The following is a 24,049-nucleotide window of genomic DNA, read 5'->3' as shown; positions in this document are numbered from 1 at the left end:
TGTCGATGTGCCCGTCTCCCCCACTACGCGGAGAGCGACTCCATGAGGGCCTCGTCCATCTCGAAGTTGGCGTGCACGTTCTGCACGTCGTCGTTGTCCTCGAGCAACTCCATCAGCTTGAGCAGCTTCTTCGCGTTGTCACCCTCGACGCGGACGGTGTTCTGCGGGAAGTACGTCCACTTCTGCTCGCCCAGCTTCAGGCCGGACTGCTCCAGGCTGGAGGCCACGGCGTGCAGATCCGCCGGAGCGGTGCGCACCTCGAAGCCCTCGGCGCCGTGGTTGATGACGTCCTCGGCGCCGGCTTCGATGGCCTTCTCCATCACCTCGTCCTCGGAGGGGCCGGGCTTCACGGTGATGAGGCCCTTCTTGTGGAACATCCAGTTCACCGAGCCTTCGGCGCCCAGATTGCCGTCCTCCTTGGAGAACATGGAGCGCATGTCGCTGGCGGTGCGGTTGCGGTTGTCGGTGAGGCACTCCACGAGCATGGCCACGCCGCCGGGGCCATAGCCCTCGTAGACGATCTCCTCGTAGCTCTCGCCCTCCAGCTCGCCGGTGCCCTTCTTGATGGCGCGCTGGATGTTGTCGTTGGGCATGTTGGCCTCGCGGGCCGCGAGGATGGCCACGCGCAACCGGGCATTGTTGTCAGGGCTGCCGCCCCCCAACCGCGCCGCGACGGTGAGCTCCTTGATGAGCTTGCTGTAGAGCTTGCCCTTGCTCGCGCCCATCACGGCCTTGTACCGCTTGAGCTTCGACCACCGATTGTGACCGGACATGGCGCGTCTTCTAACCTCCGGCGTGGGGCCGGTCCAGGCCCGCCTCAGGCCGCCCGGGAGGGGCCCGGCGTCTCGAACGCCTCGGAGAAGGGCTCGTCCTCTTCCCCAGGGGCCTCCGGGGAGAGCACCGGCTCGAAGAAGGGCGGAATGGTGTGGGGCACCGGCTCGCGCTCGGCGATGAGGTTGGCGGGCACCAGCACGCCCTGGGCGTAGAGACACGTCACCACCTCCAGGGTGGTGACCTCGGGCATGCGGCACTCCAGCAAGGCGGTGTGCACGGTGCGCTGGCCATCGAAGAGGCGGAGGACCTGGCCCACGTCATCGGGCAGGGACTTGAGGACGTCCGCCAGCCGCTTGAAGTCCACCACGAGCCGGGCGGACAGGGGGATGCCCAGGGCGCACAGGGCGGCGAAACGCTCGGCGGCGGGCAGCAGCAACGAGGCGTAGATCTTCAGGTTGAGCAGGAGCTTCCCCTCGGCGAGCACCTCGGCGAAGGAGACGGCGTAGGCGCCCGAGCCGAAGAAGAGCATGCGGCGGATGGCGGTGAGGCCGCGCTCGCCCTCGAAGGACGCGTCCACCACATGGCCCTCGTGGAAGGAGAGCCAGCCCTCGTTGTCGCGCAGCTCGATGCGGCCGGAGCGCGAGCCACACAGCAGGGCATGGAGCACCTGGGCCAGGGGCATGCGGACGGTATGGGCCTCGTAGGCGGGAGCGAAGGCACTGCGGCCGGCCTTCAGGCGGGCCAGGGACACCACCACCCGCGGAGGCAGGGGCTGGAGGAGGTAGTCATCGGCGCGCACGGCCTCGGCGCGCGAGCGGTGGTGGGGCTCCTCGCGGCGAGAGAGGAGGTACACCGGGAGGTGCTCGGTGCGGGCGTCGGCGCGCAGCCGCTCGCAGAAGGTGAAGCCGTCCAGGCCGTCCTCGTTGGGCTCGGCGGGGGCGATGACGAGGTGGGGCAACGGGCGGCCCTCACCCAATTCCCCGAGGACGTCCTCGATGGAGGGGGCGGCGAGCACCTCGAAGCCGGCGCCGACGAGGCCCAGGGCGAGGGAGGAGCGCGTGTCCTTGTCCGGCTCGACGAGCAGGACGCGGGGGCGGAAACGGGTGGAGCGCCGCCGGGGACTGACGTCGGCGGAGACGGACGAAGGTGCGGGCTCGAGGATGGTGGCGCGGTGCGGGCTGTCGGCCATGGGGAACCCCTGGAGCGGCGATCCTGGGAGAAACCGGGCATCCACTACGGGTGAAGAAGTATAACTTTCCGAGAAAGAAGACTACCACGAAACGAGAGTACTCCCTGGCATACCTGTCGGGGAACACGAAACGAGAAGCCAAGGGCTTGAAATTGTTGGGTAAGCGTCAGGGGGAGGGACGAGGAAACGCTCGACGGGCCGAGGGCGAGGCGCCAGAGTGGGCCGCCTATGACGCGACTGATGCTGGTGTGTGTGCTCACGCCGCTGATGGCGGCGGCGCAGGAGACGAAGGCCCCGGCCACGGAGACGACGGCGGAGGCGGTGAGGCTGGAGGAGAAGCGGGAGAACTTCGGGGCGGTGGTGGCTCCGGCGGCGTTGCCCGATGGGGCGACGGCGGTGTCCGGATGGGTGGGGGTGCCGGAAGTGGGGGCGGCGTACCGCCAGGGGACGGGGGGCTGGGAGGTGGGAGGGCGGGCGCGGTTCGACTATCTGCGGCTGGCGGTGACGGCGGAGGGAGTGGCGAGGCGGCAGGTATGGACGAACGGAACGTGGGCGGTGGCGCCGGAGCTGGGGCTGGGGGTGACGGGGAACTCGGGGAGCCGGTACTTCGACGAGCAGAACCTGGAGGGGTGGTTCCTGCAGGTGAACCCGGCGGTGGTGGCGAGCTGGAAGGTGGCGGAGACGGTGACGGCGGTGGGGCTGGTGGAGGTGCCGTACGAGCTGGGACTGAGCCCGGGGGGGACGTGGCGGGTGAAGCCGATGGCGGGTGGAGGAGCGGAGATCTACCTGGGCGAGGACCTGTCGCTGTCGGCGGTGGGCGAGCTGGGGGTGGAAGTGTTCAAGGAGCTGCGAGGAGTGACGCAGACGAGGCTGGGCTACGGGGTGCGCCTGGGCCTGGGAGTGCGCCTCTTCTGAGGCCATGGCGAAACAATGTTCCCTCTCCCCTCGGGAGAGGGACGGGGTGAGGGTATCGAGCCCAACCAGGTTGGCTCCGTGTATGCCCCCTCTCCCTCTGGGAGAGGGCTGGGGTGAGGGTCTACCGGGGATGAACAGCGTGCATCACCGAGCCCCCGCGCTCACCACTCCGGAATAGGAGTGACGCGAGGAGTCCCCAGAATCTCCAGCGTGCGCAGAGCGACCCGGATCAAGGTCTGAGCACAAGGCTCACAACCTCCGGCACAGCACCGGGGCCAATGGCCCTCGGGGTTGCGCAGGAGGGGCCGGACACAGGCCTCATAGTACGAGGGGAAGGACAGCTCCTGGCTGGCGAGGTGGAGCGCGGAATCCATCTGCTCTTCGGTGAAGTCGGCCACGGCCCTATTTTAAAGCACGCCCGGGCCCCGGGGCTCACCCGGGACCCACCCAAGAAGGAGCGGACCTTCTCGCTCCGTTCGCGGAAGCTCAGCGCCCGGAGACGGAGAGACGAAGAGCCAGGGGCCGGCAGCTGTCGCCAGGCGTGGAGGGAGGAGCCCAGGCCCCGAGCGACTGATAGATCCGCCCCTCGCGCCGCTCCAGGTAGAGGATCATGTTGAGCGGCCAGCCGGAGCCGCAGAAGAGGTGCCGATCCATGGGAGTGGGATCCTGGCTGACGCGGAGGCCGCGCTCATGAGGCGGGCCGATGCGGTGCCAATCCGGGTGCAGGTGGATGGAGCCGAGCACCTCCAGCCCCTCGGCCTCGGCCTCCTGGGAAATGCGCAGGAGTTCCTTGGGTTCGCACCAGAAGCCGCGACGGCCATTGGAGTAACAGGCGCCGAAGCGCGGGATGATGGTGGACTGGAACTCCTCGAGCACCGCGCCGTCGGACTCACGAATGTTGCGCGCGAAGCGGACGCGCTCCACGGACATGGCGTCTTCGGAGAAACGCCCGAGCAGGATGGCCCAGCAGCGAGGCGGGAGCTCGGGGGTACACGACTCGTACTCGCGCACCGAGTCGCCGAAGAAATCGGCGAGCACGGACAGGTCCAGCAGCACGGTGTCGGGAGTCACGACTCCGTCTCCGGAGAAGGAGTGCGCAACCTGCCCGAGGCACGCTCCTCACGGAGCTGGGCGCTGAGGTGGCGAGCCACACGCTCCTCGAAGGCGGCGGTGGCATCGGGCGTCCACGAATAGAAGCCCTGCCCCGACTTGAGCCCGAACTCCCCCCGCTCGACCTTCTGGGCGATGACCGGGGGCACGGGGCGGTTGGAGCCGCGCATGATGGCCGCCATCTGATCCAACCCCACGAGATCCAACCGGTCGAAGACACCAGTGACGCCGAGGCGCCGCCCCATCCCATGGGTGATGGCCCGGTCCACCATCTCCGGGGTTGCCACGCCCTCCTGGACGAGGCGGAGGGCCTCGGCGATCAACGCCTGCTGAAGACGGGGACCGATGGAGCCTGGCACATCGCGTTGGAACACCACGGGGGCCTTGCCCACCTCTTCGAGCAGGAGCCGGGTGGCCTCGACGACCTCCAGAGACGTCTTCTCACCGGGGATGACATCCACGAGGGGGATGAGGTTCGCGGGCAGGTAGTAGTGCGCGGAGAGGACGCGCTCGGGCCGGGAACAGTCCCTGGCGATCGCAGTCACGCTGAGAGAGGTGGTGTTGGAGGCAAGGATGGTGGCCGGAGAGGCGATCCCATCCAGTTCCTTGAAGACCCGCTGCTTGAGAGCGAGATCCTCGGGGACGGACTCGATGACGAAGTCCTTGTCCGCGACGGCCTCGGCGAGGACGGTGGTGCGCCGGATGCGCGCGAGCGCGGCGGAGGCCTGGGCCGGGGAGAGAAGCCCTGTCTCCACCATCTGGGCCGCATCGTGCTCCATGCGCACCTGGGCCTGGGCACTGCTGTCCGAGCGGGTGTTGTAGAGCGTCACCTGCCGGCCCGCGGTAGCGAACTCGAGCGCGATGCCGCAGCCCATGACACCACCCCCCACCATACCGATTCTCTTGATTCGCCTGGATTCCATGGACGGGAGAATCTCCTCTCCAGGGTATGAAAGGCAACGCCCTCTTCAGTGACCAGGTGTGCCGTCGCGTCACTCCCTCTAGGCTCCCCATTCTCCAGACATCAAAGGGATGGCTGGAACACCACTCCGGGAATCCTGCATGTCCACCACAACGCTCGTGCGGAAGTTCATGGCGTCGAGCCTCGGTCTCCTCATGGCCTGTAGCGTCACCCAGCCCATTGTCGCGGCCCAGGGACCTACCGGTCCGCACGATCTGGCCAGGTATGCGCTCATCATCCAGGAGACGCCGGATGGACGAATCACTCACGATTGGAAGCCGCTCAAGGACTTCGATCTGACGAAATTCCAATCCGCCCTGAGCGCGATGAACCCGAACCAAGGAATCGTGCGCGTCTCCTCTACGGGGTTGAAGGAGTACTGCGAAGGCCGACGAGTCCAGTGCCAGCAGGACTGCCTTGCGAGCAGCAGACCGATCCAGGTTGGCCAGTCGAAGTACGATGATGTCAAAAGACAGCCATGGCGCATTGCCAGGACATGGTGGTGTCCGAGGCATTGCATGGAACAAGCAGTTTTATGCACGAAGGGAAGGGGCAGTTGGGCCGAAGAATACGCTGCGGAATTCCATGCGATAGAGCCCGCGCTTGATTGGATCAAGACCCACCGTGAGCAACTTCTCGCAGGAACCGTCATCGTCATCGCGGGAGTCGCCTTCGTTGCCGTAGGCACTGCTGCGGGAGCAGGTGCGCTCATCCTGATGCCGCTCGTGTTGTTCACGGAGAACACCTCGGGGTTCCCCTCTCCCATCGTCGCGGAGACCGCCCGGTGAAGATCCATGATTCCCTCAACAGCGCAGCTCGATTCGCCGCATCCCGTTGGCGCGCAGCGGGGCTCGAAGGCAGAAAAGAAGAACAGCAACTCTGGGCGCGGGTGAACGTGTACAGAGACTTCATCAGCGCAACAGGCCAGGTCTATCTGTTCGAGGATTACCTCAAGAGGCTCGCGCCCCCGCCAAGCGCCCATGCGAGCACCGCTCTTGAAACACGTAAGGATGCGGCGAACTCTCAAAAGGCCATGGAGTTCCTCCTGAAGGATTTCAACGAGACGCTCGAGCCTGAACAAAAGCGATCGGTGCTCCTCCTCATCCATCAGGTCAACTTCGTAGCCGACACAGGACAGCTCGACACTTGCGAGGACTACATCAATAATCGCCTTGACTATGCTCCGCTCGCTATCGCGCATTTCGCGACGCGCGATGAAGCAGAGGCATGGCTGAAGGGAACAGCGGAGCCCCCCAGTCCGTCATTCATACTCATTGGCGATGAGTACTATCAGGCTGTGTATACTCGTGAGGACAACGCTCGCTTCATATACCGCGACTACATCATCGAGCCGTACATCGGGGAGCTGACCGCAGGAGGCATACCTACCACGCCGCCGTCTTTTGGAACCCGTGCAGAAGCAGAGGCGTGGCTGAAGGATCACCCGGCCTCGCCTTTCGACTTCGTTTCAATCGCCGGGGAATACTACTTCGCGGTGCATCACAAGAGGCTACAGCGACACACGCTCCACCATGTGGCATCCGCCCTGACGAAGTGGGAAGAGATGAAGAAGGCCGCCGAGCAAGAGAAAGCTGAGGATGCAGCAGCGGAGAGCGAAGGCGAGGACGAGTAACCGCCCAACGCCCGAGTTCAGCACCTACTCCCTTCCGGCTTGTGCACTGCGCGCAGATACGCCTACGGTTGCCTCGTATCGCTACCGGATCGGAGGAACACGCATGGCAGCCGCGCCCGAAGAACTCGCCAAGCCCGTCATCATCGGCCGCTCGAGCTCACACTTCACGCGCGTTACGCGGATCTTCGCCGCGGAAATGCGCGTCGACTACTCCCTGCGGGTGGTGCGAGATCTCATGTCCCCCACTGCGGAGGATTACGGCGGCAACCCCGCGCTCAAAATCCCGAGCTTGCAGACGCCCCAAGGTGTCTGGTTCGGTTCCCTCAATGTCTGTCGCGAACTCTGGCGGCGCTCGAACCCCAGGCCTCGTGTGGTCTGGCCCGAGGACCACGACCAACCGCTGCTTGCCAATGCGCAGGAGATCGTTCTTCAGGCCATGTCAACGGAAGTGTCGCTGATCATGGGCAAGGCAGCCGGCACCAGCGACAGCAGTGTCCATCAAGCGAAAATGCGACAGTCATTGGTCAACATGATGTCGTGGCTGGAGGAAAACGCGAACTCCATCCTCTCCGGGATCCCTCAGCATCGAGACCTGAGCTATCTGGAGGTCACTCTCTTCTGCCTCATGACTCATCTGGAGTTCCGAGGCGTTCTGCCAACAGCATCCTACGCCACATTGAACGAGTTCTGCCAGCAGTTCTCAACTCGAACCTCCGTCGGCGATACCACCTATCGTTTCGACGCTTGAACAGCCAGCGGGCGTGAACCACAAATTTTGATACGCCCCTCTCACTTCGCCAAGAAACACGGTGAACCCCCGAGGGGGCTTCGACCTTTGGTAGCAATCCACGCGATAGAGAATACCAGGACCATAAGAATAAGGCCGACGACAACCCTACTGCTTGGAGGTTCTCCCATTTACAATGATGTCCGCAAGGTCTTCAGCGGTCCCTTGGATATCCGCCACGAACATTCGCTCCTCGAAGAGGAGCGATTCACCATCTTCATCCACAAAGTCGTCTATTGGCCTTTCCAGAACAATATGGAGGGCACCCAGAAGCCGTTCGAAGGCGTCTAGTTGTGCTTTTAGAGTGCTCAGCGGCTGGAAGCTTTGTTTATTAAAATTCTGCTCATAACGATGCGCACGGAATCTATTGCGATCACGTTCCAATGGTTCCGTCTCCTTTATGAATCGCTTAATGAGGGCCTCTACGCCCTCCTTTGTGCCCGATTCACCAGACGGCACCAAAAGCTCTAGCGCGCTATTGATCTTTTGAGCGATCTGCTTGCGTTGACGGTCCTCGGCCTCAGCCACAAAGCGCTCAAGATCCTCCACATCCACAAGGCTGCCAATGTGGACGCCGACCGTTTCAATCTCAGAGGCCTCACATCGCCGCAAGCGATCGGGATTCTTCTTCAAGAGGCAAAGGAGTCCGCCATCCTTAATCAATGCCTGTCGAACCGAGAGGAGGTCGATAACGAGCATATCAAAGGAATCACAGACAAGCTGATAAACCGCGTCGTTTTTAATGCCGACATTCTGGGACGACTTGCCTTCCTGATGCTGTGCCAACAATCCGCTCACTGACTTGCTCGTAACCAAGAGCAATGAGTAGCGTCTTTTGGTTGCAGAGTAGAAACCAATGACCTCGCCCAGTTTTTCCAGAATTTCATCTCGCTGCTCTGACACAGCCAAACGACTTGAACTAGCATTCATAGTGGAGCTTTCTCATTCTCGTTGATTCATTACCCGCGTTTCCCGACCTCCACCTCTCTCACCTGCGGAGACACTTCCTCGACCGAGACCTTCACGTCGAGGAAGTGAGCAAACGTCTCGATCTGCGTCTGCGCATGCCCATCGAGCGGCAGCGTCCGGAACGAGCCCCCTCGGGCCAGCGCCAGCAACAGCATGAGCTGGTCCGCCAGGTGTTCCCCCACCGGCACTCCGGCCTCCAGGTAGACCTGGGCCTCCTCCGCCACCGCCTCGGCGATGTCCTCCGCTCGCACGCCCCGCTCACCGAACCCGGTGAACACCTCCGTGACGTGCTCGCTCTCCACCTCCAGCCACACCACGTTCCCCGGCCCCGCCGAGCGCTTCAGCTCCTCCACCCGCCGCTCCTCCGCCAGCCACCCGAGCTTCTTCCCCACCGTCTCCAGCTCCCGCTTCGCCACGTCGTACGGCACCTGCGCGATCATCGCCGTCGCCTGCCGCCGCACCACGTTCCCCCGCTCCAGCAGGTGCAACGGCTTCAGCGGCGCGGGCTGCATCAGCACCTCGAACTTCCCTCCCCCCGCCGGGAAGAACCCATGCTTCTCCAGCGTGGCCTCCACCCCCGGCCCCATCCGCCGCACCAGCGGCAGGTACGCCTTCGTCAGGAAGTCGAACGGCGGCGCCGCCGGGTTGTGCGTCCCTCCCTCGAGCACCAGCGTCGACGGCCCGCTCGCCGTCATCAGCGCCGGCAGCACCGTCTGCAACACCAGCGTCGCGCTCCCCGCCGTCCCCACCGCGAAATGGTAGTCCCCTGACTGCAGGGCCTTCGGCCGGAACGTCAGCTCCTTCGAGTGCAGCTCCGCTCCCTCCAGCTCCGCCTCCCCCACCGCCGCCGCCGCCTTCACCGCCGTCAGGTGCTGCCTCAGCAGGCCCGGCTTCGAGCGCCCCGCTCGGATATTCACCATCTGGAAGGGTTTTCCCGTCACCAGCGACAGCGCCAGCGACGTGCGCAGCACCTGTCCCCCTCCCTCTCCCTTCGAACCATCGATGCGAATCATCACAGAACCCCTGATTTCACCAGGCCAACCCATGGCCCCGATACCCTCACCCCGACCCTCTCCCGACGGGAGAGGGAGTGGAGTGGAGTGGAGGGACAGATACACGGAGGAGAATAGCGCGCCTGACACTGCCCGCACGTAGCGATGCCCGCTCCCTCATCCTGGCGACCGAAGTCTCGGAGAGAGCGGGCATCTCGATGTCTTCATCCCCTCATGTGGCCCTCCTTCGTCGGGAACCTCCTTCGTCCACTCCCCTCAACCCTTCACGCACACCACCTGACGCAGCGTGTGGACCACGTCCACCAGGTCCGCCTGCGCCGTCATCACCGCGTCGATCGGCTTGTACGCACCGGGCGTCTCGTCGATGACCTCCGCGTCCTTGCGGCACTCGATACCCGCCGTCGCCTTCGCATGGTCCTCCAGCGAGAAGCGCCGCTTCGCCGCCTCACGCGACATCACCCGCCCCGCCCCGTGGCTGCACGAGTGGAAGGACTCCGCGTTCCCCTTCCCTCGCACGATGTACGACCGCGCCCCCATGCTGCCGGGGATGATCCCGAGGTCCCCCTCACGCGCCCGCACCGCACCCTTCCGCGTCACGAACACGTTCTTCCCGTAGTGGTGCTCACGCGCCACGTAGTTGTGGTGGCAGTTCACCGCCGCCTCGGTGAGCTCGAACTCCGGCAGCTCACCGCTCGCCTTCAGCGCCTCCACCACCGAGCGCAACATCAGCTCGCGGTTCATCGCCGCGTACTCCTGCGCCCAGCTCACCGCGTGCAGGTAGTCCTCGAAGTACTCCGTCCCCTCGGGCAGGTACGCCAGGTCCTTCTCCGGCAGGTGGATGAAGAAGCGCTGCATGTCCTCCTTCGCCAGCTCGATGAAGTGGCTACCAATCCGGTTCCCCACCCCGCGCGAGCCGCTGTGCAGCATCAGCCACACCTGGCCGGCCTCATCCAGGCACACCTCGATGAAGTGGTTCCCCGTCCCCAGCGTCCCGAGGTGACCCAGGTCCGGGCCACGGCCCAGGCGCGGGTGCTTCTCCAGGATGGCGTCATAGCCAGGCTTCAGGCGGCCCCACGCCTCGCGGTGCATCCCAGGCGCGTCCTGCCACGCACCCCGGTCATTGCGGCCACCGTTGTCCGTACGGCCGTGCGGCACCGCCTTCTCGATGGCCGAGCGCACCTTCCCCAGCGAGTCCGGGAGCTGCTCCGCGCGCAGCGTCGTGCGCACGGCGATCATCCCGCAGCCGATGTCCACGCCCACCGCCGCCGGAATCACCGCGCCCGCCGTCGCCACCACGCTCCCCACCGTCGCGCCGAACCCGCGGTGCACGTCCGGCATCACGGCGACCCACTTGTGGATGAACGGCAGGGACGCCATCGCGCGCAGCTGCTTCTTCGCCTCGTCCTCGAACGGCACGCCCACCGTCCACGCCTTGATGGGAACCCCACCCGCCTCGTTCGACAGAACCTCGTAGTTGCGCTGCGCCTGCATGACCGTCTCCTTCAGTCCGTTAGCCCGGGCCGTCCCGGGCACGTGAGGAGGTAGAGCAGGGCGCGTGCCAACCCCGCTCCGAGGGAGGCGCCCTCTTCCCCGCCCCTTTTCCTATCCATTGGGATAAAGTCCTATCCATATGGCGAAGACGCGGACGCGCGAGACGGTGGTCCTCGGGATGCTGGGCACGACGCTGGACGCGGGGCGGGGGCCCAGGCGGTGGGAGAAGTGGCGCCCCACCGTGGGGCTGTGCCAGCAGGAGGACCTGCTGGTGCACCGCATGGAACTGCTCGCGCTGCCGGGCCATGCCGAGCTCGTCCAGGCGGTGGTGGAGGACATCGCCCAGGTGTCACCGGAGACGCGGGTGCGCACCACCGAGCTGAACATCCGTAACCCGTGGGACCTGGAGGAGACGTACGGCGCGCTGCTCGACTACGCGAAGGCCTACCCCTTCCACCCCGAGCACGAGGACTACCTCGTCCACATCACCACCGGGACGCACATCGTGCAGATCTCCATGTTCCTCCTGGTGGAGAGCCGGCACATCCCCGGGCGGCTGGTGCAGACATCCCCGCCCCAGGGCGTCCGGGACCAGGGGCGACCGGGCATCCATGCCATCATCGACCTGGACCTCTCGAAGTACGACACGCTGGCCCGGCGCTTCGAGCAGGAGCAGCGCGAGGGCCTGTCCTTCCTCAAGGCGGGCATCGACACGCTCAACCCGGCCTTCAACCGGCTCATCGAGCGGATTGAACAGGTGGCCACGAGCTCACGCGCCCCGCTGCTGCTCACCGGTCCCACGGGGGCGGGCAAGTCGCAGCTCGCCAAACGCATCTACCAACTGAAGAAGACGCGGCGGCACGTGAGCGGCCCCTTCGTGGACATCAACTGCGCCACGCTGCGCGGGGATGGAGCCATGTCCGCGCTCTTCGGCCACGTGAAGGGCGCCTTCACCGGAGCGGTGGGAGACCGGCCGGGGCTGCTGCGCCAGGCCAACGGCGGCGTGCTGTTCCTGGATGAGATTGGCGAGCTGGGCGCGGACGAGCAGGCCATGCTGCTGCGGGCGCTCGAGGACAAGCGCTTCCTGCCGGTGGGCTCGGACAAGGAGGCGGAGAGTGACTTCCAGCTGATCGCCGGCACCAACAGGGATCTCCAGGCCGAGGTGGAGCGCGGGCGCTTCCGGGAGGACCTGCTGGCCCGCATCAACCTGTGGACCTTCCGGCTGCCCCCTCTGTGCGAGCGGACCGAGGACATCCCGCCCAACCTCCTCTACGAGCTGGACCAGGCCTCGCGAGCGTTGGAGACGCGGGTGACGATGAACAAGGAGGCGCAAGAGCACTTCCTGCGCTTCGCCACCTCTCCCGAGGCCCGCTGGAGCGGCAACTTCCGGGATCTCAACGCGGCGGTGCTGCGGATGGCGACACTCGCGCCCGGGGGCCGCATCACCCGCGAGGGTGTGGACGAGGAAATCGAACGGCTGCGCGCGGCCTGGGCGAAGAGCGGGCCGTCACGACAGACGCCAGCAGTGGACCTCGTGGTGGAAGTGCTCGGAGACGAGCGCGCCGAGGCGCTGGACCGGTTCGATCGGGCGCAGCTCGCGGAAGTGCTCGCCGTGTGCCGGCAGGCGCGTACCCTGTCCGACGCGGGGCGGGCCCTCTTCGCGCAATCACGAGCCCAGAAGAAGAGCATCAACGACGCGGACCGGCTGCGGAAGTACCTCACCCGCTTTGGGCTGAGCTGGGCCGACGTCGCGGTACGCGGGGCCACCGCGGTGGAGTGAGTAACCGGGCAGACAAGCGGCTACTGCGCGCTCGACGCCGGGGCACGGTCATGAGAAACGCCCGCGCGTGACGAACGAGACGGCCGTACACCCTGGCTCGACATCGGGACAACCTTCTCTGGGGCTGTTGCAGCTGACGTGGCCCATCTTCTTTGAGTTCCTACTATTCATGCTGATGGGCACGGCGGACACGCTGATGCTCAGCGGCGTCTCCGACGATGCCGTGGCCGCGGTCGGCGTCGTCAATCAGTACATCTTCATCTGCATCCTCATCATGGAGGTCATCAGCAACGGGGCCTCCATCGTCGTGGCCCAGTACATCGGCGCCCGGCGAGCCCAGGAGGCCGCCCGGATCTCCGCCCTCGCCATCACGCTGAACCTCCTGCTGGGCCTCGTGGTCAGCGCGGGTCTGCTGATGTTCGGCGACGCCATCCTGACCCACATGAACCTGCAGGGGCCGGTGCTCGCCTACGCGCGGACGTACATGGGCATCGCGGGCGGCTCCCTCTTCATCCAGGCGCTCATCAACGTCTTCTCCAGCCTGATCCGCACCTACGGCTTCACCCGGCAGTCCATGTACGTCGCGCTGGGCATGAACGTGGTCCACGTGCTCGGCAACTACCTGCTCATTTTCGGCCATGCCGGCTTCCCGGAGCTGGGCGTGGCCGGTGCGGCCATCTCCACCGTCATGAGCCGCTCCGTGGCGCTCGTCGTCTTCATCTGGATGCTGTACCGCGTGATGGACGTGCGGATGGTGGCTCGGGACTACGTGACGTTCTCCAGGGACTACGTCCGGAAGATCTTCAAGGTGGGCATCCCTTCCGCCGTCGAGCAGGTCACCTACCACGCGTGCCAGACGGTGTTCCTGAACTACGTCACCTGGCTCGGCTCCGCGGCCCTGTCCTCCCGGATGTACGCCCACGCCATCTCCCAGTACGTCTTCCTGTTCAGCCTCGCCATCGGCATCGGGACGTCCATCATCATCGGGCGGCTGGTGGGGGCCAACCGCCCGGATGACGCGTACCGTCAGGCCCTGCGCAGCCTGAAGTGGAGCGTGGCCATCACCGTCCTCGTGGACCTGGCCGCCATCCTCCTGCGCAAGCCCCTGGTCGAGCTGTTCACGGACAATGGCGAGATCATCCGGCTGACGTCCCAGGTCATCGTCCTCAGCCTCATCCTGGAGACGGGGCGCTCCTTCAACCTCGTCCTGGTCAACGCGCTGCGGGCCGCCGGGGATGCCACCTTCACCGTCTACATGGGCTTCCTGTCCATGGCCTGCCTGAGCCTGTCCCTGGGTTACCTCTTCGTCTTCAAGTGGAACCTGGGACTGGCCGGCGTCTGGCTCGCCGTGGCGGCGGACGAGTGGACGCGCGGCCTCGTCTTCTGGTTCCGCTGGAGGAGCCGGGCCTGGGAGAAGCAGTCGCTCGTCGGACCGGCGGTGGAGCAGCCCGCCGCGGTGGCCGCCGCCGGTTGAGGTCCCCTTCCGTTTTGTGGGGGAACTCCGTCCGGCCTGACTAGAATGGGACTCCGATGCGAACGCGCAGGCCCCTGGTCGTCATCGATGCTCTCGCCTCGCTGGCCACCGCCTTCAAGGACATCTTCCCCGGCAGCACCACGTCCTCGCTCTCGGCGGACGAGCTCGCCGCGCACGTGGCGGAGCTCGGCCCGCGCGCCGCGCTCAAGCCCAAGGTGCTCCCGCTCGACGAGCGCCGCCTCGCCGCCCTCCTCTACTTCGATCAACCCACGCCCCAGGCGGGGCTCCTCATCGATCTGCGCCGCCCCGTGCGCGTCGGCGACAGCCACTTCGCCCGCTCCTTCTGCCGCGTCTTCAATGATGACCTGACCCACGTCACCTCGGCGCGCTCCCTGGACGAGCACTGGGCCGCGCTCGAGCAGACGCGTCTGCGCCGCGCCGTGGCCCGCTACCTCAACTCCCGGCCCCACAAGATGTCCAACTGGGTCCGCGCCATGGAGGACTCCATGGCCCTCACCTACGAGGGCCGCAACGTCCGCCACTGCCTCATCATCGCGCGCAAGGCCAGCCAGCTCGTCCAGAAGCTCCAGAACAAGTTCATCCCCCTGCCCGGCGGCCTCTCCATCGAGAACGCCCTCCTGAAGGAGAAGTGGATCCGCACCGTCGTGGACGGCCGCCGCGTCGCGCTGCTCGCCAGCATGCAGTCCGGCTCCATCATCGGCTTCATCTCGCTCGCCGAGGTGGACCGCAACGAAGCCGCCCTGCGCTACGCCCCCCACGAGACGCTCGTCCCCGTCCAGGCCGTGCTCGCGCATGCCGCCCACGACGTGGCGCTGGTGACCTCGCCCCAGAGCGACCTCTTCATCCTCAGTGGCAAGGGCTCCGTCTTCCAGAAGTCCCACGGCCACTGGCGCGTGCTCGACTACGAGGCCCTCCACGAGCGCATCTCCTCCCGCTTCCGGGAGGACGTCGTCATCGGCGTGCTCCGCGCCGCCATCGACCTGGCCTACGAGCGCACCGGTGCCCTCTTCTGTCTGCTCGACTCGAACCAGGAGCTCACCGACCTCGTTCCAGATCACGGCCACCCCCTGGCCGCCAACAGCCACCTGCGCCGCAGCCTCCGCGGGCAGAACATCTCCGTCTGGGCCCAGCGCCAGGTCATCACCGCCGCCGCCGCCACCGATGGCGCCGTCGTGCTCGACCAGGACGGCAGTGTGCTCGACATCGCCTGCATGGTCTCCAGTCCCAAGGAGATCGCCCGGCTCGGGGTGCGCGAGCCCAGCATGCCCGGCGCCCGCGCCCTCGCGGCCTGGCGCGCCAGCTTCCGCGGCGTGGCCATCAACGTCTCCGAGGACGGCCCCATCACCGTCTACGAGCGCGGCGCGGAGATCGGCCGCATCGGCTGAGCCGCTCCGGCCGCTTCCCCTGCCTCCGGGCGGGGGCCGTGTTCCCTCCCTCCGCGCGTCCACCGGGCGGCTCGGCTACGCTCCGCGCCCGCCTCGGGGCCCGCGCGCCCCCACCCGTCTGGAGCCGTCGTGAGGTACTTCGTCATGGTCGCCCTGGGGACCCTCCTCTGGGGATGCTGGCCGCTCGTCTTGCGGCCCGCGGGGCTCTCCGGTCCCCAGAGCGCCCTGCTCGTCATGGCCGTCATGGCCCTGCCCGCCCCCTTCGTCTTCCGCCGCGAGGCCTTCCGAGACCGGCGCGCCACCCTCGCGCTCGGTGTCCTCGCGGTGTGCGACGCCGCCAACGCCGCCCTCTACTTCGCCGCCGTCCAGCGCGGGCCCGTCACCGTCGCCGTCCTCACCCACTACCTCGCCCCCCTCCTCATCGCCCTCGCCGCCCCCTGGGTCCTCCGCGAGCGCCGCTCCCCCCGCGCCCTCATCGGTGCGCCGCTGACGCTCGGGGGGCTCGCCCTCATCCTCGGCACGCCCCAGGGCGGCCTGTCCGACCCCTGGACCGCCCTGCTTGGCGCCGGCAGCGCCGTCTTCTTCATGGCCAACGTCCTCGCCTCCAAGGAGGCCGCCCGCTCCTTCTCGCCCCTGGCCATCAACTCCCTCCACGCCCTCCCCTCCGGCCTCCTCCTGTTGCTCTTCTTCGGACGCGGCGCCCTGCCTCCCGCCCTCGACTCCAGCCTCCTCCAGGTGGCCGCCGGCACCGTGCTGTGCGGCATCACCGCCAACAGCCTGTTCTATTCCGGACTCCGCTTCGTCCCCACCGCCACCGTCGGCGCCCTCACCTACCTGGAGCCCCTCACCGCCGCCCTCGTGGGCGTGCTCGTCTTCGGCGAGACCCTCGGACCCCTCGGGCTCCTCGGCGTGGGGGTTGTGCTCGTTTCGGGTGCTTGGGTCGCCAGTGAGTCCCGGACTCCGGCACGGCCGGTTCCAGCTCCCACGGGTACGGGGTGACCCATGGGGCCGCTCCTACTTCTTCAGTTGTTTCTCCAGGGCGGCCCGGACCTCCGCGGTGAAGCCTCCCAGCAGCTGGCTCCCCGTGTCGATCAGCGGCCGGCGCACATGGTTGGGGTTCGCCGCCAGGTGCTTCACCAGCTCCTCCTCGCCCAGCGCCCCCAGCTCCCCCTTCCTCTTGGGGGCGATCAGCTCCCGGACCCCTCCCATCCTCGCCGCCAGCGCCCGGACCTCGGCCTCGCTCAGCGGCTTCTTCACCAGCTCCCGGACTTCCGCCCGCACTTCCTTTTGCGCGAGAAACTCCCGCGCTGACTTACAACCCGTTCAACCGTTCTTGATATAGAGCGTGATGGACATGCCCGCCGTGTAGCAGTCCCCTCGCATTCCCTCAATTACCTGCTTGCGCTCCAGGCCAGGGGAGTGGTCCTCTCTGGTTGGCCCCGTCCGTGCCCGCGGGAGCAGTACCCTCATGGAACCCTCCGTCGATAGCCGCGAGTACCGCGTCGTCTTCTTCTGCCCGACCTCGAGCGCCCAGCTCGAGCACATCGAGGCGCCCGTGCGCCGCGTCCTCACGCGCATCTCCGCCCCGCCCGCCGAGCTGGCTCCCCTCGAGGCCGCCGGTACGCTCGGAGAGGCCGGATGGCGCGTCTACCTGGTGCGTTCCATGACCGAGCGCTCCGCCGCGCACGCCCTGGCCGCCCATGTCACCGAGGCCGCCTCCGCCATCGCCACCGAGCTGGACACCGAGGTGCTCGGTCTCTACGTGGACGTGGGCAGCGACTCGGCCCGCATCTGCCGCTGCCTCCCCGAGGAGAGCCCAGAAACTTTCGCCGGCCGCCGCCGCAACGTGCTCGACCGCACCGCCGAGTGGCTCGACGTCAACCCGGCCAGCCTCTCGGCCCTCTTCCAGCTCGGCCTGGACTCGGACGACGAGATGGACGCCGAGGACCGCTTCGTCGAGTCCAAGCTGCGCGAGGCGCGGGAGTTGATGCAGCGTTATCGTCAGGGCAAATGAGGTCCCGTACCCCGGCGGATCTCGCCGGCCGCTGTCCCGGTTGCTACCTGCCCACCGCCCTCTGCCTCTGCGCCGAGGTGCCCCGGTTGGAGACGCGCACCCGCTTCCTCGTCATCCGGCACAACAAGGAAGCCAACAAGTCCACCAACACGGCGCGGCTGGCGGGGCTCGCCCTCACCCGGTGCCGCATCCTCACCTATGGGGCCCCGGGGCAGCCCTTCGACATCTCCGTGCTCACCGAGCCGGGCACCTGGTTGCTCTTCCCGGATGCCCAGCCGCCCCCTCCCGGCACGCCTCCGCCCGAGCGGCTGGTGGTGCTGGATGGCAACTGGACGCAGGCCCGGCGCATGTACCAGCGCCTCCCCGAACTGCGCCGCCTGCCGGGGCTCGCCCTGCCCCCGCCCCCACCGGAGGCCCGGCGCCTGCGCCGCTCGCCCCACCCCTACGGCATGTCCACCGTGGAGGCCATCGCCGGGGCCATCTCCGTCCTCGAGGGCGAGGAGGTGGCCCGCCCCCTCTACGCCCTCCACGAGCTGATGATCGACCGGGTGCTCACCGCCCGGGGCCGGCTCGACGACGACGACGAATGAGCTTCGCCGCGGTGCGCCAGGGGCGGCGCGGCCAGTTGACGGAGTGTCGAGTAGGCGTCACGGGCACACTCCCAGTGGTAGGGTGGGCCGCGCGATGCAGAAGCTCATCTTCGATTACACGGTGCAGAGCAATCTCCGGGTGCTGGGGCAACCGGTCCCGCCCGAGCTGCTCTCCGGGCTGACGGCGCTGGGAGTCGATCCGAGCAAGCCGCTGCTGCCCGCGTACCCGGTGGAGACGTACACCGCGCTCATCGACTTCATCACCGGCCGGCTCTGGCCGGAGCTGTCCCAGGAGGAGGCGGGCTTCGAGCTGGGCCGGGCCTTCATGTGCTCCTACCAGGAGACGCTGATGGGCAAGGCGGTGTTCTCGGTGACGAAGCTGCTCGGGCCGCACCGCACGCTCGATCGCATGAGCCGCAACTTCCGCAGCGCCAACAACTACACCGAGACGCGCCTGCGCAAGCTGGGGCCGGGCACCTACGAGCTGTGGTTCAACTACGCCCTGCGCACCGCCTACTTCCGGGGCCTGCTCTCCGAGGGCCTGGAGCGGGCGGGTGCGAAGGATCTCTCGGTGACGCTCGCCGCCAGCGGTCCCAACGGCGAGGCCACGTTCCGGATCTCCTGGACGGAGTAGGTCCGGCAACCCCCGAGGGGGGGACCCTCCGGGCCCGAGCGTGAGCAACTGGTCCAACAGTCGGACCAGTTGGTGACGCGCGCGGCCGGAGGGCGGACCGGCTCAGAAGCGGAAGTTGCCGCCGTTGAGCGTGGTGGAGTTCCCACAGGCCGCCGTGGTGGCCTCGCGGTTGCCGCTGGTGGTGGGCGCGTTGCTCTCCCACACCACCGCGCCCGTGCCGCTGTTGTACTTGATGAACTTGTACTGGATGGCGGTGGAGGGGGTGAGATTCACCGTGCCGCTCCAGGTGGCGTTGGCGCCCGTGCCCTGGATGGTCAGCTTGAAGCTGCTGGCCGGCGTCCAGTTGCCGAGCTGCGTCTGGTTGCCCACCACATAGAGGTCCTGCCCGAAGGTGGTGTTCGCGTTGGAGATGCTGAAGGTCACCGGCACCGAGGTGCACGTGCCGCCGCCGCCCGTGGAGCCCTTGGTCCACACCGAGTAGCCCGACCCCGAGGCGGCCAGCGTCCAACCCGTGCCCGGGTCCCAGGCCGTGGCGCCGATCTTCATCGCCGTGTTGCCGTTGATGATGGCCGCGTACAGGCCGTTCTCGGCGCGCTGGATGGCCACCGTGGACGTCGAGGTGATGCCCTGCGCCTTGCGCACGTCCATCAGCGCCTTGATGGCCGCCTTGAGGTTCCAGTCGTAGATGTGCGCGTAGTACACCGAGGGGATGCCCGGGTGCGTCAGCACGTAGGCATAGCCCTGCATCACCTTGTCACAGGGCACGGGCCAGTGGTTCTGCCCGTTGCCACAGGACTCGCTCGGGCCGGTGTCGTGGTTGTCCACGAACGTCACCATCTTCTGCGCCCACCAGCCGATGCCGCCCGCCGGCTTGCCCGTGGAGTCCTTGAGCCGGCCGTACTCGTTGTAGGTCAGCGCCTGGTTGAGCAGGCCCTTGGTGGTGAAGTCGAACACGCCGCACGTGCCCTGCGTCCCGTCCACCCAGTTCACCAGCAGCTGCCGGTGCGCATCCACGTTGCCGTAGTTGAGGTCCGTCCAGATCTCCCCCACGCAGAAGTCCGGCTGCATGGCGTCGTGGTAGACCTTGGCGTAGCTGGCGCCGTAGCCCTTGGAATAGTCATAGCGGATGCCGCTGAAGCCCACGCCCTTCAGCCGGACGCTCAGCCAGTTCTTGATGTCCGCCTGGACGACGGCGTTGGTGTGGTCGATGTCGCGGGCGGCGCCGTAGCTGTCTCCCGTGTCCGCGGCGCCCGTGGAGCAGTTGCACTCGTCACCGGCGGCGACGGCGGAGGTGCCCCAGGCGGGGTTGGTGAAGTCGTACCAGCCGGCCGTGCCCACGCGGTGGTTGATGACCACGTCCGCGACCGACTTCACGCCCGCGTTGGTGAAGGCGGTAATCGCGTTCTTCAGGTCGGTCTCACTGCCATAACGCGAGTTGAGGACGTTGAGCTGGCGCGGCAGGTAGCCCTGGGTGGAGCTCGCGTCGGTGGGCGGCGGGAGCCACACGTGGGTGAAGCCCATGGCGCCCAGGTCGCTCGCCTTGCCCTGCAGGACGTTGTACCAGTTGGGGCTGGTGGCGTTGGCCGAGTTCCAGTGGAAGCCCTGGACCATGATGGCCGAGCTGGCCTGGGCCTGCTGGGTGGCAGCGGTGGCCTGACCTGCCGGAGCCAGCCAGGCCAGCGCCAGCGCTGCGCACGACGACAACGTGGAGCGGTTCATCTCGTGTCTCGTCTGTCGGGGGGGTTCGAGGGCGAGCGGTCCCCTTTCACCACTTTCGCCAGACGCCACTTGATTGGCGCACAGAGCGTGAAGTCAAGGCACTCCAGGGATTCCCGGTCCGTTTTCGGGAATCGAGACTACGGCTCGGAGCCCTTCACTGTCGCCAGCCACGCGCGCAGGGCCTGGGACTCCCAGGGCAGCTCATCCGGCCAGAGCCGCACGGCACCGTCCTGGCCAATGGAGACGAGTCTACGCCGTGCGTCTCACGGCTCCAGACCCCAGAAAAGACCGCGGCCCGCTCCCCGATGCCCCCCGGCATCAAGAAGCGGGCCACGTAGAATCCCGCGTGCCCCCCCGGACCTCGCGGGAATCCAGGAGGCGCCTCCCCCCTTTGTACTGAAAGGCGCCTCGTGGGGTATGTCCGGCTCCGCAGTGCAAGCCCCCTCGCTCGGCGAAACCGCCCCCCGTTTCTGAAAGCACCTTCTCACGGCCCCACTTCCGGCGCTGTGAGGTGGCTCACTCCAACGGTGTGAAATGCTTCACACCCCCCTCCCCGGCCCACACCCCTGGTGCGGGCAGGCAGGGGCTCCCGGCGGGGCACAACCCCCTGGAATCACACTCCCCTCTTCGGTCCGAGGAGGGAGGTGCGATACCGTTGGAGTCCCGGAAGGTCTTTTCCCCCAGGAAGGTACATGCTGCGCACCCTTCTCACGAGTCTCGCGCTGGCCCTCGGCCTCGTCGCATTCACCGCGTCGGCGGCGGAGCCCAAACCCCAAGCCCTGCCCTCCCGGGAAGAGCGTCTGGAGAGCCTGGCCCGTCTGTGGGGGCAGGTGCGCTACCGCCACCCCGCCCTGGCCTACAAGAACATCGACTGGGATGCCGCGCTCGTGGACGCCATCCCCCGGGTGGAGGCCGCCAAGGACCGTGCCGCCTACGCCGCGGCCGTGCAGGCCATGCTGGACGAGCTGAAGGATCCCGCCACCCGCATCCTTCGCCCCGACGAGCAGCAGGAGGGCGCACAGAAGGCCCCCTCGGCCCCGGTGCGTGAGCTGCGCAGTTGGGAGGCCAAGGACGTGCTCGTGTTGGATCTGCGCGCCGTCAAGGACGCGGCCGTCGTGGCCACCCTGCGCCCGGACATCGCCAAGGCCAAGGCGGTGATCGTCGATCTGCGCGCCCGCGGCCTGGAGCCCAACGCCGTCTGGTCCATGTCCACGGCGCTCGGCAGGCTCCTGCCGTTCCTGCTCAGCGAGGAGCTCCAGGTGCCCGGGCAGCGCACGGTGTTCCACTCGGGCTTCCGCCCCCATTCGCTCGGCGGGACGAGCGGCGGCTACGCCACCTCGTTCCTCACCACGGCGGGCGAGGAGCTCTCCCCCAAGGGCGATGGCAAGGCGCGCCCGGTCATCTTCCTGTTGGATGACAAGTCGTACCTGGATACCCGTGCCCTCACGATGAAGGCCCAGGGGCTGGCGCAGCTCGTCACCGAGGGCCGGCTGGACGACGGCGCGGTGGTGGAGCAGACGCAGGTGGAGCTGGGCGCGGGGCTGACGGCCTCGGTGCGCCTGAGCGAGCTGGGCATCCCCATGCGCGCGGACGCGGTGCTGCCCAAGCGCGCGCGCTCGGACAAGGACGAGACGCTCCAGAAGGCGCTCGACCTGGCGAAGAAGCCGGCGAAGAAGGGCAAGGCGGCACGCGAGGCGGAGCTGCCTCCCGCCCGGTGGCAGCCGGACCGCAAGTACGAGGACATGCTCTACCCGGGCCGCGAGCACCGCCTGCTCGCGCTCTTCCGGGCCTGGAACGTCATCCACTTCTTCTACCCGTACAAGCACCTGCTCTCCCGGGACTGGGATGGCGCGCTGACCACGTTCATCCCCAAGTTCGAGAAGGCGAAGGACGCGGCGGAGTACGCGCTGGCGGTGGCGGAGCTGAGCACGCTCGTGCAGGACGGGCACACCAACCTGCGTGGCCACCCCGAGCTGGAGAAGCGAGGCATCTCCGGCATGAACGCCCCCTTCGAGGCGATGGAGATCGACGGCGTGGCGGTGGTGATGAACGTGTGGGACGCCGAGGCCGCACCGGGGCTCGTGCGGGGCCACGTCATCGACACGATCGACGGCAAGCCGGTGGCGGAGCGGATGAAGGCGCTGGAGCCGTATGTGACGGCCTCGCACCCGGTGCACCTGAGGCACCGCCTGCTGGCCAAGGCGCTGGCGGGGCCCGAGGGCTCCCAGGCGACGCTGGGCGTGCATGACGCCAGCGGGCAGACGAAGCAGGTGCGCTTCACCCGGAGCATCCAGTCGCTGCAGAAGCCCCAGCAGGGCGAGCCGTACCGGATGCTGGCGGACAACACCGGCTACGTGGACCTGACGCGCCTGCAGCGGTCCGAGGTGGCGGCCATGTTCGAGAAGTTCAAGGGCACCCGGGCCATCATCTTCGACATGCGCGGCTACCCGAACGGGACGGCCTGGGCCATCGCGCCGTACCTCAACACGCGCAAGGCGCGTTACGCCGCGGTGTTCGAACGCAACGTCGTCTCGGCGGCCGAGACCAATGGCCGGTACAAGTTCATCCAGGAGCTGCCCAAGGCGGACGTGCCCCTGTACCGCGGCCGGACGGTGATGCTCATCGACGAGCGCGCCATCAGCCAGTCCGAGCACTCCGGCCTGTTCTTCGAGGCGGCCAACGGCACCACGTTCATCGGCAGCCCGAGCGCGGGCGCCAACGGCGACATCACGGACCTGGTGCTGCCCGGCGGCATCACGATGATCTTCACCGGCCACGACGTGCGGCACGTGGATGGCCGTCAGTTGCAGCGCGTGGGCCTGCGGCCCCAGGTCTACGTGCGGCCGACGCTCGTGGGCATCCAGTCCGGCAAGGACGAGGTGCTGGACAAGGCGCTCGAGTACCTGAGGGGCAACAGCGCCGCGGTGGCCGGCGACTCGTTCCGGTAGGAGGTACCTGGACTTCTCGCCCGGGGAGGACCAGGCGCTGGTAGCCTGCCGGCGCACCCTTCCCCTCCCCGGAGAGAGACATGCCGACCCTCATCCCCGCTCCCACACGCATCACCGCCGCGGGCAACAAGCCCAAGCTGATCGACGAGTACGTGGGGCGGGTGAACACGAAGCAGGCCGAGCTCAGCGTCGCCCACATGCGCAGCCCCGGCGGGTGGCTGGAGCCCGGTCAGACGCCCGAGTTCCGGGAGATCACCGTCGTCATCAAGGGCGCGCTGCGCGTGGAGCACAAGGGCGGCTACCTGGACGTACGCGCGGGGCAGGCCGTCATCACCGAGCCCGGCGAGTGGGTCCGCTACAGCACCCCCGAGGCCGACGGCGCCGAGTACATCGCCATCTGCCTGCCCGCCTTCTCGCCCGACACCGTCCACCGCGACAGCTGAGCTTCTTCAGGAGCGACACCTGCTCCTCTTCAGGAGCGACAACTGCTCCTCTTCAGGAAAATGCTCGAGGGGGCCCACAGCTCCCTCTCCCCTCGGGAGAGGGTTGGGGTGAGGGTTCCCGAACCCGTTCTCCAACCCGTGGCCCACAATGGGGACACAAGGTTCAACCAGAGTGCACCCGATACCCTCACCCCGTCCC

At 67.3% G+C, this 24,049-nt stretch carries 23 protein-coding genes; 13 read left to right on the top strand and 10 right to left on the bottom strand.

Translation table 11 applies throughout. The features are described 5' to 3' along the window. Nucleotides 1-23: 23 nt before the first annotated feature. A complete protein-coding gene (locus tag Q664_RS16895) occupies nt 24-773 on the bottom strand; it encodes a YebC/PmpR family DNA-binding transcriptional regulator (RefSeq protein WP_043395920.1) in 750 nt (249 codons plus the stop codon). Nucleotides 774-817: 44 nt separating this feature from the next. Continuing rightward, complete coding sequence (locus Q664_RS16890) at nt 818-1,963, bottom strand: response regulator (RefSeq protein WP_043396303.1); 1,146 nt, start codon at nt 1,961-1,963, stop codon at nt 818-820. Nucleotides 1,964-2,191: 228 nt separating this feature from the next. Here Q664_RS16890 and Q664_RS59090 point away from each other — a divergent pair, with 228 nt between their 5' ends. After that, nucleotides 2,192-2,878 (top strand): hypothetical protein, encoded by a 687-nt coding sequence (locus Q664_RS59090; protein ID WP_043395916.1) that lies wholly within the window; start codon nt 2,192-2,194, stop codon nt 2,876-2,878. A 161-nt stretch (nt 2,879-3,039) separates the two neighbouring features. Here Q664_RS59090 and Q664_RS60915 read toward each other — a convergent pair whose 3' ends face one another. From Q664_RS60915 to Q664_RS16875, 3 genes are all read right to left on the bottom strand, one after another. Then, the gene (locus tag Q664_RS60915) at nt 3,040-3,252 is read right to left on the bottom strand and encodes a hypothetical protein (RefSeq protein WP_143196155.1); all 213 of its coding nucleotides are present in this window, start codon (nt 3,250-3,252) and stop codon (nt 3,040-3,042) included. 112 nt (nt 3,253-3,364) lie between these two features. Beyond that, on the bottom strand, nt 3,365-3,949 hold the full coding sequence (locus Q664_RS16880; RefSeq protein WP_043395913.1) for an MPN domain-containing protein: 585 nt from the start codon (nt 3,947-3,949) through the stop codon (nt 3,365-3,367). Further along, on the bottom strand, nt 3,946-4,911 hold the full coding sequence (locus Q664_RS16875) for a 3-hydroxyacyl-CoA dehydrogenase family protein (protein ID WP_043395910.1): 966 nt from the start codon (nt 4,909-4,911) through the stop codon (nt 3,946-3,948). Before Q664_RS16875 ends, Q664_RS16880 begins: the two co-directional genes overlap by 4 nt. 139 nt (nt 4,912-5,050) lie before the next feature. Between Q664_RS16875 and Q664_RS60910 the strand changes: the two genes are divergently transcribed. From Q664_RS60910 to Q664_RS16860, 3 genes are all read left to right on the top strand, one after another. Continuing rightward, nucleotides 5,051-5,737, top strand: coding sequence for a hypothetical protein (locus Q664_RS60910; protein WP_043395908.1), 687 nt, complete (start codon nt 5,051-5,053; stop codon nt 5,735-5,737). Beyond that, nucleotides 5,734-6,582 (top strand): hypothetical protein, encoded by an 849-nt coding sequence (locus Q664_RS60905; protein ID WP_235216727.1) that lies wholly within the window; start codon nt 5,734-5,736, stop codon nt 6,580-6,582. The genes Q664_RS60910 and Q664_RS60905 overlap by 4 nt, the downstream gene beginning before the upstream one ends. A 103-nt stretch (nt 6,583-6,685) precedes the next feature. After that, on the top strand, nt 6,686-7,330 hold the full coding sequence (locus Q664_RS16860; protein ID WP_043395905.1) for a glutathione S-transferase N-terminal domain-containing protein: 645 nt from the start codon (nt 6,686-6,688) through the stop codon (nt 7,328-7,330). A gap of 147 nt (nt 7,331-7,477) precedes the next feature. On the opposite strand, the gene Q664_RS16855 is transcribed toward Q664_RS16860, so the two are convergent. The 3 genes from Q664_RS16855 to Q664_RS16845 form a co-directional block, all read right to left on the bottom strand. After that, a complete protein-coding gene (locus Q664_RS16855) occupies nt 7,478-8,272 on the bottom strand; it encodes a hypothetical protein (RefSeq protein WP_160174423.1) in 795 nt (264 codons plus the stop codon). A gap of 56 nt (nt 8,273-8,328) precedes the next feature. Continuing rightward, nucleotides 8,329-9,351 (bottom strand): RNA 3'-terminal phosphate cyclase, encoded by a 1,023-nt coding sequence (rtcA, locus tag Q664_RS16850; RefSeq protein ID WP_043395899.1) that lies wholly within the window; start codon nt 9,349-9,351, stop codon nt 8,329-8,331. Nucleotides 9,352-9,606: 255 nt separating this feature from the next. After that, entirely contained in the window at nt 9,607-10,842 is a 1,236-nt protein-coding gene (locus Q664_RS16845) for an RtcB family protein (RefSeq protein WP_043395896.1), read from the bottom strand. Nucleotides 10,843-10,981: 139 nt separating this feature from the next. Between Q664_RS16845 and rtcR the strand changes: the two genes are divergently transcribed. The 4 genes from rtcR (at nt 10,982) to Q664_RS16825 (ending at nt 16,501) form a co-directional block, all read left to right on the top strand. Beyond that, nucleotides 10,982-12,622 carry an RNA repair transcriptional activator RtcR gene (rtcR, locus tag Q664_RS16840; protein WP_043395894.1) on the top strand — a complete coding sequence of 547 codons (1,641 nt, stop codon included), beginning with the start codon at nt 10,982-10,984 and terminating at the stop codon, nt 12,620-12,622. A gap of 67 nt (nt 12,623-12,689) precedes the next feature. Then, the gene (locus tag Q664_RS16835) at nt 12,690-14,096 is read left to right on the top strand and encodes an MATE family efflux transporter (protein WP_052518247.1); all 1,407 of its coding nucleotides are present in this window, start codon (nt 12,690-12,692) and stop codon (nt 14,094-14,096) included. Nucleotides 14,097-14,152: 56 nt separating this feature from the next. Then, a complete protein-coding gene (locus Q664_RS16830) occupies nt 14,153-15,502 on the top strand; it encodes a hypothetical protein (protein ID WP_043395891.1) in 1,350 nt (449 codons plus the stop codon). A gap of 129 nt (nt 15,503-15,631) precedes the next feature. Further along, a complete protein-coding gene (locus Q664_RS16825; RefSeq protein WP_043395888.1) occupies nt 15,632-16,501 on the top strand; it encodes a DMT family transporter in 870 nt (289 codons plus the stop codon). A gap of 15 nt (nt 16,502-16,516) precedes the next feature. Here the strand turns inward: Q664_RS16825 and Q664_RS16820 are convergent, their stop codons facing one another. Next, nucleotides 16,517-16,783 carry an arsenate reductase family protein gene (locus tag Q664_RS16820; protein WP_043395884.1) on the bottom strand — a complete coding sequence of 89 codons (267 nt, stop codon included), beginning with the start codon at nt 16,781-16,783 and terminating at the stop codon, nt 16,517-16,519. 187 nt (nt 16,784-16,970) lie between these two features. Here Q664_RS16820 and Q664_RS16815 point away from each other — a divergent pair, with 187 nt between their 5' ends. The 3 genes from Q664_RS16815 to Q664_RS16805 all read left to right on the top strand — a co-directional run bounded on the left by Q664_RS16815 (nt 16,971) and on the right by Q664_RS16805 (nt 18,740). Continuing rightward, a complete protein-coding gene (locus Q664_RS16815; RefSeq protein ID WP_043395881.1) occupies nt 16,971-17,516 on the top strand; it encodes a hypothetical protein in 546 nt (181 codons plus the stop codon). Further along, nucleotides 17,513-18,106: a tRNA-uridine aminocarboxypropyltransferase gene (locus Q664_RS16810; RefSeq protein ID WP_043395879.1), complete on the top strand. Its 594-nt coding sequence runs from the start codon at nt 17,513-17,515 to the stop codon at nt 18,104-18,106. The genes Q664_RS16815 and Q664_RS16810 overlap by 4 nt, the downstream gene beginning before the upstream one ends. 94 nt (nt 18,107-18,200) lie before the next feature. Beyond that, nucleotides 18,201-18,740: a DUF2378 family protein gene (locus Q664_RS16805; RefSeq protein WP_052518246.1), complete on the top strand. Its 540-nt coding sequence runs from the start codon at nt 18,201-18,203 to the stop codon at nt 18,738-18,740. 102 nt (nt 18,741-18,842) lie between these two features. On the opposite strand, the gene Q664_RS16800 is transcribed toward Q664_RS16805, so the two are convergent. Then, nucleotides 18,843-20,459: a carbohydrate-binding module family 20 domain-containing protein gene (locus Q664_RS16800; protein WP_063934710.1), complete on the bottom strand. Its 1,617-nt coding sequence runs from the start codon at nt 20,457-20,459 to the stop codon at nt 18,843-18,845. A 692-nt stretch (nt 20,460-21,151) separates the two neighbouring features. Between Q664_RS16800 and Q664_RS60900 the strand changes: the two genes are divergently transcribed. Both Q664_RS60900 and Q664_RS16790 read left to right on the top strand, forming a co-directional pair. Beyond that, nucleotides 21,152-23,407 (top strand): S41 family peptidase, encoded by a 2,256-nt coding sequence (locus tag Q664_RS60900; RefSeq protein ID WP_052518245.1) that lies wholly within the window; start codon nt 21,152-21,154, stop codon nt 23,405-23,407. 80 nt (nt 23,408-23,487) lie between these two features. Beyond that, on the top strand, nt 23,488-23,850 hold the full coding sequence (locus Q664_RS16790; RefSeq protein WP_043395875.1) for a cupin domain-containing protein: 363 nt from the start codon (nt 23,488-23,490) through the stop codon (nt 23,848-23,850). Nucleotides 23,851-24,049: the final 199 nt, after the last annotated feature.

The organism is Archangium violaceum Cb vi76, assembly GCF_000733295.1.
In the GTDB taxonomy this organism is placed as follows: Bacteria; Myxococcota; Myxococcia; order Myxococcales; family Myxococcaceae; genus Archangium; species Archangium violaceum.
The sequence above is the reverse complement of the archived record's forward strand: the minus strand, read 5'-3'. Positions and strand labels throughout refer to the sequence as shown.

Bases quoted from the DNA above. Each gene is read 5' to 3' on its own strand.
- Q664_RS16810 (WP_043395879.1), top strand. From the start codon at position 17,513: ATGAGGTCCCGTACCCCGGCGGATCTCGCCGGCCGCTGTCCCGGTTGC.
- Q664_RS60910 (WP_043395908.1), top strand. From the start codon at position 5,051: ATGTCCACCACAACGCTCGTGCGGAAGTTCATGGCGTCGAGCCTCGGT.
- Q664_RS16815 (WP_043395881.1), top strand. From the start codon at position 16,971: ATGGAACCCTCCGTCGATAGCCGCGAGTACCGCGTCGTCTTCTTCTGC.
- Q664_RS16860 (WP_043395905.1), top strand. From the start codon at position 6,686: ATGGCAGCCGCGCCCGAAGAACTCGCCAAGCCCGTCATCATCGGCCGC.
- Q664_RS60915 (WP_143196155.1), bottom strand. From the start codon at position 3,252: ATGGATTCCGCGCTCCACCTCGCCAGCCAGGAGCTGTCCTTCCCCTCG.
- Q664_RS16895 (WP_043395920.1), bottom strand. From the start codon at position 773: ATGTCCGGTCACAATCGGTGGTCGAAGCTCAAGCGGTACAAGGCCGTG.
- Q664_RS16875 (WP_043395910.1), bottom strand. From the start codon at position 4,911: ATGGAATCCAGGCGAATCAAGAGAATCGGTATGGTGGGGGGTGGTGTC.
- Q664_RS16800 (WP_063934710.1), bottom strand. From the start codon at position 20,459: ATGAACCGCTCCACGTTGTCGTCGTGCGCAGCGCTGGCGCTGGCCTGG.
- Q664_RS16830 (WP_043395891.1), top strand. From the start codon at position 14,153: ATGCGAACGCGCAGGCCCCTGGTCGTCATCGATGCTCTCGCCTCGCTG.
- Q664_RS59090 (WP_043395916.1), top strand. From the start codon at position 2,192: ATGACGCGACTGATGCTGGTGTGTGTGCTCACGCCGCTGATGGCGGCG.
- Q664_RS60900 (WP_052518245.1), top strand. From the start codon at position 21,152: ATGCTGCGCACCCTTCTCACGAGTCTCGCGCTGGCCCTCGGCCTCGTC.
- Q664_RS16790 (WP_043395875.1), top strand. From the start codon at position 23,488: ATGCCGACCCTCATCCCCGCTCCCACACGCATCACCGCCGCGGGCAAC.
- Q664_RS16805 (WP_052518246.1), top strand. From the start codon at position 18,201: ATGCAGAAGCTCATCTTCGATTACACGGTGCAGAGCAATCTCCGGGTG.
- rtcA (WP_043395899.1), bottom strand. From the start codon at position 9,351: ATGATTCGCATCGATGGTTCGAAGGGAGAGGGAGGGGGACAGGTGCTG.
- rtcR (WP_043395894.1), top strand. From the start codon at position 10,982: ATGGCGAAGACGCGGACGCGCGAGACGGTGGTCCTCGGGATGCTGGGC.
- Q664_RS16890 (WP_043396303.1), bottom strand. From the start codon at position 1,963: ATGGCCGACAGCCCGCACCGCGCCACCATCCTCGAGCCCGCACCTTCG.
- Q664_RS16845 (WP_043395896.1), bottom strand. From the start codon at position 10,842: ATGCAGGCGCAGCGCAACTACGAGGTTCTGTCGAACGAGGCGGGTGGG.